This window comes from Haloimpatiens massiliensis (genome assembly GCF_900184255.1).
Taxonomy (GTDB): domain Bacteria; phylum Bacillota; class Clostridia; order Clostridiales; family Clostridiaceae; genus Haloimpatiens; species Haloimpatiens massiliensis.
In genome coordinates, this window is sequence record NZ_LT854640.1 from 1,643,339 (window position 1) to 1,655,328 (window position 11,990).

Here is an 11,990-nt window from a genome sequence, read left to right on the forward strand (position 1 = left end):
CAATGAGAATGGGGGGAATGGCTATGGCAGATACATCAAAACTTAATAAGATTACAGAGTATATTTTAGAAAAATTAAGTGAAGAGTTTAGTACAAATTTATGTAAACAGAAACTTAGAATTGGAGATAATACTTATAAAGAATTTACAGGAGTTTCAAATAATAGAGATATCGTAATATTTATATGTCACCATAGTGGAAAAACAAAAGGTGGTAATATACCATCAGCAAAGCTAGATAGTTTATTTGCTAAGTGCTACTTCATGGAGAAGATACGAGCTAAGGAGAAATATATTTACTTTACTAATAAAGAGTTTTATGAAATTTTTAGCAATAAGAGTAATGGAATAATACAAGGAATAGAGTTAAGATTATTTGAGGATTTACCCCCAAATTTTAAAAAAATTTTAAATGAAGTTTTAACTAATGCTTCAAAGGAAATAAATATATAGATTATACTTTTAATTTACATATAGCAAACAAAAAAAGTCTTCCGCTTCGCTACATCCTTTTTTTGTAACGACCCCCGAAATGTAATTTTTACCAATGATTCAAACTACTTCAAAATATCATCATACTCATAAGAGGTATTGCCCAATAATGCCTGCTCTAGCTTACTAAAATCATATGTTCTTTGAGTATAGTCGTTGAAGGTATTGGATTTATAGTTTCTTTTGTAGTTTTTGTGATTTTTATAGTTACTATGGCCAGTGTTGGTTTTATTAGAATTAGCATTTTTTTTAGTTTTTAATGCAGCACTAAAACCACTGCATTTTTCTTGTATTTTTTGAGCAGTTTGTTGTACTTTTTTATTAAGTTTCTTTGGCAATATGTACAGATTGCTGGTAGAGCCACGTCTTTTTATTATAACAAGTCCTAGATCTTTCAGGGTTTTTAGGTATCTTTGTATTGTTCTTATGCTTTTATTCATTCTAGTAGCTAGAGTATTTTGAGATGGAAAACAATCATTTTTATCCCCATAGCAGTAGCTTTCTAGTAGACAGTATAGTTTTAAAGCCTGTCCATCTATATTAGTATTTAAAATTTCAGAATCAATTGATATAAAGTTCATAGTAATTACCTCCAGTTATTTTATTAAACTTTAAGTTTAAAGTTTAAAATTAAAGCTTAAATGGCATGCCGCATCACATAGGTTACACTTTTTAGGGTTTTAAATGTTTCATAACATGGGTTACACTCTAGGGACGTAAAAGCTGGGTATAATATAAGTTCGTGGCTTGTCCTTCTAATAACTAGATATGCACTTTAAAATAAAATTCCACTTAAATTTTAAGTTTTTTTATTATTTCAGATAAATTGGTTTATATTATGTACTAGAAACGTATATTAAAAATTTGCATTTAAAACATGTATCAAAAGAAGTTATATCTTAAAAACTAATTGATTAAAAATTACTATAAATATACTTAGTTTTTTATTTATTATTTTGTATTTATTAGGGTGAACGGCTTTGTCGTATTGCAAGGACAAGGGATGTCGTATTGGATGCGACAAAGTTTCACCCCAAGGGAGCAGGCAGCACTCTTCGGAAGTACCACTTCGGCAACACCTCTGACAGGTTGTGCGAAAATCAAAATTGCTTGTAAGTTTTTAGTTTAGCATTTTATTTTTGATAAAAAAACCAAAAATGTGCCTTTAAAATAGTTTTAAAAATCTTATTTTATTAATTTAAGATAAAACATAAGTTATTTTTGAAAGTTAATTATGAAAATATTGCATTGAAAATAATTTGCGCACAACCTGCTGAGGTGTAAATTTTACTAAAAATTCAATAAAAAACAAAACACATAGATAAAGTAAACTAAACTTTAATCTATGTGTTTTTTTATGCTATTGATATTACTTGAAAAAATACTTACTAATCTGTAGGATACTTGGTATCTGGTTATCGAAAATTAGATTAATAACATTAATTTTAAAAAGCAATGAACAAATGTTTGCATAAACTTTTTCTAGTTGGAAATAATAAGTAATGACAAATAACTAGAAAGAGGAGATTAAAATGGATTATAATAAGGTTGAGGATGCTGTTTTAAAAAAGGCCATGGAGTTTTTTAAAGATAATGCTGTGAAGTTTTTTGGAATCGATACTAAAATAATTGCTCCTGCAGAAACAGAAATTAAAAATATAGACATAAAAACTAATTATACGGATTATTTATTCTACACAGAGGATGGGGCATACTTGCATTTCGAGTTTCAAACTACTAATAAAAAAGATGATATAAAAAGATTTTTATATTATGATGCTTCCTTGTTTTACAAAGAAAAAAGGAAGGTTAAGACAATTGTTATATATTCTGCTGATATAGAAGATGTAGAAACATACATAGATGCAGGTTCAATAAAATATAATATAGAAGCATTTTATATGAAAAATCTAAATGGTGATGAAAAACTTAAATATTTAAGAGAGAAAATATTTAAAAAGGAAAAACTAAATGGTGAAGATATATTAACCTTAACTTTTATACCTCTTATGGGAGGAAATAAAAGTAGGAGCAAAAGGACTTTAGAAAGCATAGAATTAGCAGATACAATACCAGAAAGTAATGAAAAAACGCAATGTATAACACTGCTATATGCGTTATTTGATAAATTCGGAGATGAGGTATCTAAAAGAAAATTTAAGGAGGTATTTAGCATGACAGAAATAGGTAAGATGATAAGGGATGAAGCTATACAAGAGGGGATAAAAGAAGGGATAAAAGAAGGAATAAAAGAGGGCAAAGCAGATGGAAAGAGTGATATTCTTATAAGGCAACTTATTAAAAAATTCAAATCTGTACCTAACGAATATAAAGAAAAAATAAAGAAACTACCAGAGGAAACTATAGACGTAATAGCCACAGATATTTTTGAAATAGAAAAAATTGAAGATGTAGAGAAATATTTTTAGTGAAATAGGTTAAGTATGCAATAAGTTTATATAAAATATGAATAATGGAAGGAATACTAAGAAAAAATTACCAAAGTTTTATTCGGAGCGACAGTTCTGTATAGTTACATTAAAAAATAAAAATTAGTTTAATGGTTTAACTACAGCAAACATTACAGTAAAAGGAGAGTTAATTATAAAATTAATTAAAGACAACCAACAGATAATTGCAAAAGATATAGTTGAAATATCAGGGAATATTACAATTGATGGGTAAAATATAATTTAAAAAAAATTAAAAGAAAAAGAAATAATAAAGAGAATAGATTCTAATAGAAAAGGATATTGGGAGTAGTTGATATTGATGGATTACAATGAGCTTTTAGAAAAATATAAATTATTGCAAAGGGAAAATGAGCTTTTAAGAGCAGAAATAGTAAAACTTAATGCTAAATTTATAAAATATTTTCCAGCAGAAAATTGTGCAGAAAAAATATATGAGGCAATTATTAATTATGGGGATAAGAATGTAGCTTTAGTAACAAATACTAGTTTACCTCAAGAAAAAATAGATTTGTTTTTAAATCTTTTTAGAGGAAGAGAAAATGTATGCGCTAAAAGATGGAAAAATAAGCCGGGATATTCTCCGTTTTGCTTTAACGATTTTAGACTAGGTATATGTAGTAAGCCTAAAATAAAATGCACTGAATGCAAAAACAGTAAATTTGCCCCTTTAAATAGTGAACAATTGAAGAAGCATCTTATGGGAAAGGAAGTATTGGGATTATATCCTATGACGGAGAAAGATACTTGTTATCTATTAGTGATGGATCTTGATGAAGCTAGATGGCAAGATGATAGCAGTGTAATAAGAAATGTTTGCGTAGAAAAGAAAATACCAGTATATGTTGAGCGTTCAAGGTCGGGCCAAGGATGTCATATATGGTTTTTCTTTGATGTGGAAATTAAAGCATACATTGCTAGAAAATTTGGAATGATAATTCTTAATCTTGCAATGCAGCAGTGCGGAGAAATAAAGTTTGACTCTTATGATAGATTGTTTCCTAGTCAAGATTTTCTTCAAAAAAATGGATTCGGGAACTTGATTGCCCTACCTTTGCAAAAAGAGGCAAGAGTAAAGAATAATTCGGTTTTTGTTGATGAAAATTTTAATGCATTTAAGGATCAATGGGTATATCTTTCACAAATTGAAAAATTATCAGAAAAGTTTGTACTAAACTTTATAAAAACTCATAAGATTTCTGAAGATTATAAAGAAAATAAAATTATAGAACACATGAATAATAAAGAAGAAATTAAAGTACAAAAAGTTGATTTCCCTGAAAAAATTATTATAAAAAGGTGTAATGGAATAACAATATGTAAAGAGGGTATATCTCCAAAAGGATTATTTGCTTTACGTAAAATGGCATCATACTTAAATCCAGAATTTTATTTAAAACAAGCAATGAGGCAATCAACCTATAAAATATCGAGGGTCACTGTTATGTACGAAGAAAATGAAAGTGATATTACTATACCACGAGGATTAGAAACTAAACTTATTAATTTACTAAGTGAAAGTTCTATTAATTATTCTATAATAGATAACAAGATAGATGGAAGGAAAATTAACGTTAGTTTTAAAGGCAAGCTAAAAGAAAAGCAGCAACTTGTTTTTGAGGAAATGAATAAATTTGAAAATGGTGTATTATCTGCCACAACTGGCTTCGGAAAGACAGTTATTGGAGCTAGAATTATTGCTGAGAAAAAGACATCAACATTAATACTTGTACATACTAAAGAATTGGCTACACAATGGAAAGAACGTCTTGAGCAATTCTTAGAAATAGATGAAGAGATTGAAGGGAATAGAAGGAAGGCTTCAATTATAGGACAACTTGGTGGTGGTAAAAAGTCTTTAAATGGAGTAATAGATATTGCAATTATGCAGTCCATGTTTGAAAAAGACAAAAGTATTAAATCCTTGATAAATCAATATGGATTAGTATTAGTTGATGAATGTCATCATATTTCAGCATCAAATTTTAATAGAATTCTAAGCTATGCTAGTGCAAGGTATGTTTATGGATTAACTGCTACCCCTATTCGTAAAGATGGGCATCATCCTATTATTTTTATGCAATGTGGACCTATACGATACAAAGTAGATGCTAAGCAGGAGGCAAAACAAAGCGGTTTTGATCATTTTATTGTACCTAGATTTACATCTACTAGAATGCCAATAAATGAAGAGGATAGAGAATGGCATATTACTGAAATTTATCAACATATTTGTGATAGCAATTATAGAAATGCTTTAATTGTGAAGGATATAGAAGCAGCTATAAACGCTGGTAGGAATACTTTGGTGTTAACAGAAAGAACAAGTCATATTAATGTTTTAGTAAATATGCTTAGTGGAAAAGATTTTCAAATAATTGTGTTGTCTGGAGAATTATCTGCCCAAAAAAGAAAAGCGGCATTAGATAGTATTAAAGCATTAAGCAATGGAGATAGGTATGTGATTGTGGCAACTGGAAAACTTATTGGAGAAGGTTTTGATGAGGCAAGATTAGATACACTGTTTATGACAATGCCTATAGCATGGAAGGGAACAATTGCACAATATGCAGGAAGGCTTCATAGAAGTTACGAAGGGAAAAATGAAGTTATTATTTATGACTATGTTGATGTTCACATACCAGTTTTGGAACGAATGTATCACAAGCGGCTAACGGCATATCGAACATTAGGGTATAGCATTAAGAATAATATTATGGATTCAGAGGCTGAAAGCGGAATTTATGACAACTTTGATTATTTTGAACATGTTTTAAAGGATATTGCAGCTGCTAAGAAAAATATATTGGTCTCAAGTCCCTTCCTTCAAAAGAAGAAAATAAACGTTGTAAAGGAAACGCTAGTCGACAAATATAAATCAGGAATAAGGATAACTTTATGTATTAAAGAGGTTAGTGAGTATTCAGACAAACAACAGAGATACATTATTGAATTTATTGAAGAAATGCAAAAACAAGGTATCAATGTAGTTCAGATTAAACATAACAGATATAGATTTATGATTGTTGATTATAAAATAGTATGGTATGGCGGTATAGATATTTTTGGAGGTACCTATGATGATAATTCACTGATTCGAGTTCAAAATGAAGAATTAGCAAATGAGCTAATTGGAGTAGTAGCTGAAATTAAAAGTAATAAAGAATAATATGAATAAGGAGAAATGTTTTTAATGATCCGAGAGAAATACTATTCTAAATAAAGAAAATTTCCATATTGAGGCTTGTATGCTTCAAGGGGCATCGAAATGTTATGTGACACAGCTAGAGAAATTGTACAAAAGCACCCCATTTTGTATTATAGGATAAATTATTTCAATGATGATGATAAAAATTTAGTTGAACGGTTTTTTATCTGGAAGGATAAGATTAAAATAACAAGTGAACAATATGAAAAGTATATTACTTGGCTACAATCAGAGGTTGACAAAAGAACTAATGCAGTTGTAGGTAGAGGTTTTAGAGGAAGCTATTATAAAGCGGCAGTGCTTATAGCTGCACTAGGAGAAACAATGGAATCATATGGTAATGTAGGTGCAAAGATAAATATTATAGATCACTATAAAAAAATCTATTCTAGAAAGAGAGTATTTAAATCAGAAATTGAAACTTTGAAATAAAGGTGATTTAAGTAGCATTTTGTTAATCAATACCAACAAAGGTGAGGAGAATTGATGAAATAACAATGAAAAGTGGGGACGGTTAAGTAGTATTTGGCAAGTTATATGCAGATACTACTTAACCGTCTCCAATTGCTACAAAAAAAATTTTTGATTTTTGAATTGATTTAATTTTTTAGTTGTAATGTTGAATAAAGTTATTTCTGTTAATTACTTTGTAGGATTGTGGATATGTTTCTTTTTATGTGTAATAAATACAATCATTCCTCCTGAAATTATAAGCATGAAAGCTAATAATCTTAAATTTGTTTTATCTCCTGTACTCGGTAAATTTTCTCTCTGCTGGATTTTGTTATCGGCCTTATTAGGTGCTACGGTACTATTGTCCTTATTACTTTGATTGTCCTGTCCTTTTAATTTAAGACCAGTAATTGCATTCTCAATAGCAATAGCATAAGTATCAACACTTGTTTGTGCTGTAATATTCTTATCACGAATAACAGCGTTCTTGGCATCATTTAAAGCCTTAACAGTTTCATCTGTATATTGACTCAAATCTGATGGAATTTTAGTGATAGCTTCATCTACCTTCTTGTAATCAGCGTTCTTGTATACAAGAGCCTTAATAGCATTTTCAATTGCAGTAGCGTAACCGTCAACCGTTTTTTGTTCTGTAATATTCTTATTACGAACAACAGCATTAATTGCAACTTTTACTGTTGAGAAATCCTTGTAATTATCTTTATTTAAAGCATTTGCTTTCTCAATGGCTTCATCTACTTTGGAGTAGTCGGCTGTTTTGATTTTAATGGTAATTTCATTCAAAGCATTGCTTCTATCTATTGAAAGCTTGTTTTCATCATCTTTGGCAATGAATGAAGTCCAGCTTCTATCATTATTGTCCCAATCAGAAACTGAAATTTTACCACCAGTGCTTTCGTCATAATTGTCGTTCACTGTTACTTTTGTAATCGGAACAGTATCGCCTGGTTGCTTATTGTATCTTACCCCCAAAGCCGCATAACCTTCTGCACCTTTGGCATAGACATCACCGCCATTGAAAGCAATAGAACCTCTTGCCCAAATTCCCATGTCATTGGTGGAAGTTGCATTTACTTTGCCATCGTTCACTGTAATATCACCATTTGCATTTATGGCTGCATAGTAACCCTTTGCAATAATATTGGATGCTCCATTTATGATGATATTTGCCTTGGAATAAATACCGCTATCATTGGTGGAGGTTGCTTTTACGTAACTATCTTTAATTGTAGTATCAGATACACTGAATAAAGCAGGAAGGTAACCTGTTACATCTACATTTGAACCATTTGTAATAGAAATACCACCATCTGTATAAATAGCATTTGATGTTTCACTAGTAAGCGTAACATTTGAATTGTCAATTTGTATTTCATAACCATTCAACAGACCTAATGAATTTTCCCCTGAAACGTTAAAGTCAACGACACTATCTTTAATAATGAAATTGTCAATTTCATTACCACCAGCAACACCACGGTTAAAGTATGTACCATCTCCTATAATGGTGCTTCCGATAATTTGAATATCACCAGAAGGAACATTAATACCCATATCGTAATTAGCTATCTTAATAATAGCGTTTTCAATTTTAAGAGATGATGAAAACTCATTTACATCAATGGCAGAGTTCTTATAATCGGTTAATGTTGAGGTATCTGTTAGTTTAAGTTCTGCTCCTATAACAGTGAGACCTGAATATGCGTAAATACCATAAGTAGTATAAGATTGCGAATCAGTTGCTGTGGTAACGCTAAGTTTACCATTACCGCTGATATTGAGTTGACCCATTGTACTAATTCCGACATTTATCTGACTTATGGAACTTGTAGTTATTACATTATCTCCAATTAAAGCGATATTAAGCTTGCTGTTAGAAGCAGGTGCAGATGGTTTGATGATACCCGCTCCATTATGCGCTGTATCAATTGTTGCATTATTTAATGTAAGTGTAGAAGTTGCTTTATCATAGGTTGCAGTGCCTTTACCACAAGCAACAGTGTTATTTTCTGCAACAGAAATATCAATACCATTTACCCAAAGCTCGTGGGCATTCTGTACGATTGGCAGAGTTTTTGTAACAGGAGTTACCAAGGAATTATAGTTTGTTGCAGTATCTGAAACATTAGCGGTAACGGTGATGTTTTGACCAACCTTGTTGCTATCTGTGATATAAGTTGCTGTATAGGAGTTTCCATTTTTGACAGTAGTTGTACCGGATTTCAATGTGGCGTTTTGTACACTCATGTTAAACTGTTTTGCGGTTGGTAATCCTTCATTGTTATTAAAATTATTTGTTATTGTAGCAGTAACGACAATTCCTTCGCCACCAACAGTATTTTTGCTGGGTTGTACAGTTAAATCAATTACGGGATCAACCTTTGATATTGTGATACTAGTAGGTATATTATCCATTGAACTCGGAAATTCATACCATCCAATATCAGCACCTTTAGGCTGAATATTTGACAAGTTTATCCTATCATAGGTTCCTGCGTTTGGTGATGATAATGTTCCTACTGCATCTGCTGATACATTATCCGAATCAAATACATCGGCAAATACCATGTCAGTTACATCTACAACAGCAGTGCCGTTATAATCTCGACTTGTAGCAGTTGCAAGAGTATATCCGTTTTCTGTTGCTGCAAACACTGTTGTTGGCATAAAACCAAGCAACATCACAGCTGACAAAACAATAGATAGAATATTAATTTTTTTTAAGCGCATAAAAATATCCTCCCTCATTATATTTAATGGCAAATCTATTATAAATTAAACAAATAGAAAAAATCTTCTATTTGTCGTGAATCATGCGTTTTTGTCGTGAACGGTACATAAAAATAGTGCCTTATTACTTTTTTTATTATAAAATAAAGAAAAGATATAAAAACAGGTGGTTGATAGTAAAATGAACATAGCAGTTGTGGAAGATAATTATAAAGACATGATCAGGCTGGAAGGCTTACTAAATCTATATAAAGGAAGTACTTCTACTACACTTAATATTGATTTTTTTATTACAGGAGAAGCTTTCCTTGAAACAGGGGTTAAAAAAAAATATCATTTGATTTTTATGGATATCTATATGGGGCAGCTGGATGGTATAGAAACAGCAATATGCCTACGAAAAGTACAGGAAGATGCCTTAATTGTCTTTCTCACCAGCAGCGATGAAGACATATGGCGTGCAGTAAGAACTCATGGCTGTTTTGACTATATTCAAAAATCAGAATTAAATATAATTCGTTTAGAAAAACTTTTGAAGGACGCAATGAATAAATGGAATGTTTCAGATAAAAACTTAGTATTTCAATCTGGAAAACAAGAAGTAAGCCTAAAATTACACGATATCCAATATATCGTTGCTCGTAACAAATATACGGTAATCGTATTAAAAAACAATCAGGAGCGAAGTTACCGCAGTACCTTTTCTATCCTACATGACTTGGTAAAAGAAAACTCATGTTTTCTTCTTTGCAATCGTGGCGTATTGTTGAATATGGATTTTATACAGCAGTCAGATGGTGAAAACTTTGCAATGCAGGATGGCACAAAATTTCCTATGCGCAGGAAAGGGCGCAAAGAGATTATAGAAAAGTTCAATGACTATCAATTTGAAAGGTTAGATGCACAGGAGGTGCTTGAATGAATCATGTAAAAGAAGCTGCATTGTTGACAAGAGAGACCTTGATGTTATTACCGTTAATTGTGTTTTGTTTTCTTCCAGTGATGCAGAAAATAAAGGATTCCACAGGTGTTTTAGTGGTAAAAATACTCTTTGTGATTGCAGGAATGGAAGCAATCATCTTTTGTGTATACTTTCTTTGTCCACAGGAATACGCAATTGTTCTGAATTCTTTTTTGTGTGTGGTGATTTTTTTCTGGTTGTACCAGCGACAGGTGGCTTTGGAACGTTCTCATCTATGGTTTGTATTTATGACTGCCTGCTTAATTGGTGGTTTTGGGTATTTGGTATACCATGTAGCAGATATTTTTCTGCATCCTACTGGAACGATAGATAGCGAGCTTTCCCTAAATGTCTTACTCTTACAGATTATTTTCGAATGCATGCTGATTCTTATTTTGGGTTATCCTGTAAAAAAATATCTAGGATGGCTTGTTTCTTATTTTCATGAAGAAAAAATATGGAGGATTGTATGGATTTTCCCTATGGTGTTTACGATAGTTTTTGGATATTTTATCCCTTATGATAATAGTAAGATGTATATAGGTAGAGCCTTGGAATTGTATATAATCTCTGTTAGTGCTTTTGTAGTAATCGTAATCATTATTTATGCGATGTTTTATCGGATTGCATACAGTATCGTAGAAAATCAGAAAATAGCAGAACGTACAATCTATCTGGAAATGGAAGCGGAACAGTACCGTAAGTTACAGGAGTATGTACAGGATACGAGCCGTCTGCGACACGACTTCCGGCATCATCTTACTGTTCTGTCAGAAATGATAGAATGTCAGGAATACGAAGAAGCACAGAAGTTTTTAAGGGCATATCACTTAGAGGTTTCTAAAACAACAAAACAATACTGTGCATCTGCCGCCATTAATGCCGTTTTAAACCATTATGATTTCTTTTGTCAAGAAGAAGGTATTTCGATTTATTTTGGCATACGCCTGAATTATGATATAATAGTGAAAGATATTGATTTTTGTGTATTACTGGGAAATCTTCTTGAAAATGCTTTGTATGGTTGCCGAACTACTGAAAAAGAACAAAGGAAAATTGAGTTGAAGATTGGACAGACTGCGCCTCATGTGATTGTCCTTACTATACGTAATTCTTATAGTGGTATAATCCAAAAGGATGAAGATGTATTTTTATCCAGCAGGCATAAAGGAAAAGGACAGGGGCTGAAATCTGTCTCTCTGATTGCTGAAAAATATAACGGATTTATGAAAGTAGAATATAACGATAAGCAATTTCTTGTCAAAGTATTATTAAATGTATAACACTTTTATATGCGTTGTTTGATAAATTCGGAGATGAAGTATCCAAAAGAAAATTTAAGGAGGTTTTTAGCGTGACAGAAATAGGTAAAATGATAAGAGATGAAGCCATAAAAGAAGGAATAGAAGAAGGAATAAAGGAAGGCAAAGCAGAGGGAAAGAGTGATATTCTTATAAGGCAACTTATTAAAAAGTTCAAATCTGTACCTAAGGAATATAAAGAAAAAATAAAGAAACTACCTGAGGAAACTATAGACATAATAGCCACAGATATTTTTGAAATAGAAAAAATTGAAGATGTAGAGAATTACTTTTAGTGGTTTAATTATATTATGAATATATGAATGAAGGTAGGGATCAAAATGATTAATGCGG

The 11,990-nt window shown here is 31.2% G+C and carries 9 protein-coding genes; 7 read left to right on the forward strand and 2 right to left on the reverse strand.

The genetic code is table 11. The features are described 5' to 3' along the window. The first annotated feature begins 23 nt into the window (after positions 1-23). Entirely contained in the window at positions 24-452 is a 429-nt protein-coding gene (locus C1715_RS16025) for a hypothetical protein (protein ID WP_102401375.1), read from the forward strand. Positions 453-556: 104 nt separating this feature from the next. Here C1715_RS16025 and C1715_RS16030 read toward each other — a convergent pair whose 3' ends face one another. Then, positions 557-1,072, reverse strand: coding sequence for a helix-turn-helix domain-containing protein (locus C1715_RS16030; protein WP_102401376.1), 516 nt, complete (start codon positions 1,070-1,072; stop codon positions 557-559). Between the two features lie 951 nt (positions 1,073-2,023). Here C1715_RS16030 and C1715_RS16035 point away from each other — a divergent pair. The 3 genes from C1715_RS16035 to C1715_RS16045 all read left to right on the forward strand — a co-directional run bounded on the left by C1715_RS16035 (position 2,024) and on the right by C1715_RS16045 (position 6,602). Continuing rightward, the gene (locus C1715_RS16035) at positions 2,024-2,920 is read left to right on the forward strand and encodes a DUF4351 domain-containing protein (RefSeq protein WP_102401377.1); all 897 of its coding nucleotides are present in this window, start codon (positions 2,024-2,026) and stop codon (positions 2,918-2,920) included. 343 nt (positions 2,921-3,263) lie between these two features. Then, a complete protein-coding gene (locus tag C1715_RS16040) occupies positions 3,264-6,131 on the forward strand; it encodes a TOTE conflict system archaeo-eukaryotic primase domain-containing protein (protein ID WP_242972013.1) in 2,868 nt (955 codons plus the stop codon). 99 nt (positions 6,132-6,230) lie between these two features. Continuing rightward, entirely contained in the window at positions 6,231-6,602 is a 372-nt protein-coding gene (locus C1715_RS16045; RefSeq protein ID WP_102401379.1) for a hypothetical protein, read from the forward strand. Between the two features lie 210 nt (positions 6,603-6,812). Here the strand turns inward: C1715_RS16045 and C1715_RS16050 are convergent, their stop codons facing one another. Further along, positions 6,813-9,374: an autotransporter outer membrane beta-barrel domain-containing protein gene (locus C1715_RS16050; RefSeq protein WP_102401380.1), complete on the reverse strand. Its 2,562-nt coding sequence runs from the start codon at positions 9,372-9,374 to the stop codon at positions 6,813-6,815. Between the two features lie 181 nt (positions 9,375-9,555). Here C1715_RS16050 and C1715_RS16055 point away from each other — a divergent pair, with 181 nt between their 5' ends. The 3 genes from C1715_RS16055 (at position 9,556) to C1715_RS16065 (ending at position 11,932) form a co-directional block, all read left to right on the forward strand. After that, positions 9,556-10,296 carry a LytR/AlgR family response regulator transcription factor gene (locus C1715_RS16055; protein WP_102401381.1) on the forward strand — a complete coding sequence of 247 codons (741 nt, stop codon included), beginning with the start codon at positions 9,556-9,558 and terminating at the stop codon, positions 10,294-10,296. Next, complete coding sequence (locus C1715_RS16060; RefSeq protein WP_102401382.1) at positions 10,293-11,618, forward strand: sensor histidine kinase; 1,326 nt, start codon at positions 10,293-10,295, stop codon at positions 11,616-11,618. The genes C1715_RS16055 and C1715_RS16060 overlap by 4 nt, the downstream gene beginning before the upstream one ends. Positions 11,619-11,689: 71 nt before the next feature. Next, complete coding sequence (locus tag C1715_RS16065; RefSeq protein WP_102401383.1) at positions 11,690-11,932, forward strand: DUF4351 domain-containing protein; 243 nt, start codon at positions 11,690-11,692, stop codon at positions 11,930-11,932. The last annotated feature ends 58 nt before the right edge of the window (positions 11,933-11,990 follow it).

Bases quoted from the DNA above. Each gene is read 5' to 3' on its own strand.
- C1715_RS16045 (WP_102401379.1), top strand. From the start codon at position 6,231: ATGTTATGTGACACAGCTAGAGAAATTGTACAAAAGCACCCCATTTTG.
- C1715_RS16055 (WP_102401381.1), top strand. From the start codon at position 9,556: ATGAACATAGCAGTTGTGGAAGATAATTATAAAGACATGATCAGGCTG.
- C1715_RS16030 (WP_102401376.1), bottom strand. From the start codon at position 1,072: ATGAACTTTATATCAATTGATTCTGAAATTTTAAATACTAATATAGAT.
- C1715_RS16025 (WP_102401375.1), top strand. From the start codon at position 24: ATGGCAGATACATCAAAACTTAATAAGATTACAGAGTATATTTTAGAA.
- C1715_RS16040 (WP_242972013.1), top strand. From the start codon at position 3,264: ATGGATTACAATGAGCTTTTAGAAAAATATAAATTATTGCAAAGGGAA.
- C1715_RS16035 (WP_102401377.1), top strand. From the start codon at position 2,024: ATGGATTATAATAAGGTTGAGGATGCTGTTTTAAAAAAGGCCATGGAG.
- C1715_RS16060 (WP_102401382.1), top strand. From the start codon at position 10,293: ATGAATCATGTAAAAGAAGCTGCATTGTTGACAAGAGAGACCTTGATG.
- C1715_RS16050 (WP_102401380.1), bottom strand. From the start codon at position 9,374: ATGCGCTTAAAAAAAATTAATATTCTATCTATTGTTTTGTCAGCTGTG.